Consider the following 803-nt stretch of genomic DNA (forward strand, 5'->3'; position numbering starts at 1 on the left):
GCCAGCTCACCGATGGAGTGACCCACCAGCACATCCGGCCGCACCCCCCACGCCTCCACCAACCGGAACAGCGCCACCTCGATGGCGAACAACGCCGGCTGCGCAAACGCCGTGGCGTTCAGCGCCTCGGCATCCTCACCCCACATCACCTCACGCAACGGACGATCCAGATACCGATCCAGCTCAACCGTCACCTCATCCAGCGCCGTGGCGAACACCGGGAAGGCGTCATACAACCCACTCCCCATTCCCAACCGCTGAGCCCCCTGCCCCGTGAACAGCAACGCCGTCCGACCAGTGCCCGACACGCCGCTCACCACGCCCTGCACGCCGTCCGCATCGCCCTCCGCCAACGCGGTCAGCCCCCGCAACATGGCTTCACGGTCGCCACCCACCACGCACGCGCGATGTTCGAGGTGGGCCCTGGTCGTCGCCAGCGAGTAACCGACATCCACCACATCGCCAGAGCCGGCCCCCACATCCACCAACCGCCGGGCCTGCGCCGCCAACGCCTCCACCGACTTCGCCGACACCACCCACGGCACCACCGCAGGAGCGACCACACCACCCTCCGCGACCGCCTCCCCCGGCGCCTCCTCCACAATCACATGCGCGTTCGTGCCACTCAGCCCGAACGACGACACACCAGCCCGGCGCGGACGCCCGACGGCCTGCGGCCACTCACGAGCCTCCGTCAGCAACTCCACCCGGCCCGCTTCCCAGTCCACCTGCCGGGACGGCGCGTCCACGTGGAGGGTGCGCGGCAGCACACCGTGCCGCATCGCCATCACCATCTTGATGAC

At 69.5% G+C, this 803-nt stretch carries 1 protein-coding gene; it reads right to left on the reverse strand.

Going from position 1 to position 803, the window contains the following annotated elements:
- Window positions 1–803, reverse strand: an 803-nt coding sequence (locus tag BZY54_RS42485) for an acyltransferase domain-containing protein (protein ID WP_143668255.1), incomplete at both ends; no start/stop codon positions are given.

This window comes from Streptomyces carpinensis (genome assembly GCF_002154505.1).
Lineage (GTDB): Bacteria > Actinomycetota > Actinomycetes > Streptomycetales > Streptomycetaceae > Streptomyces > Streptomyces carpinensis.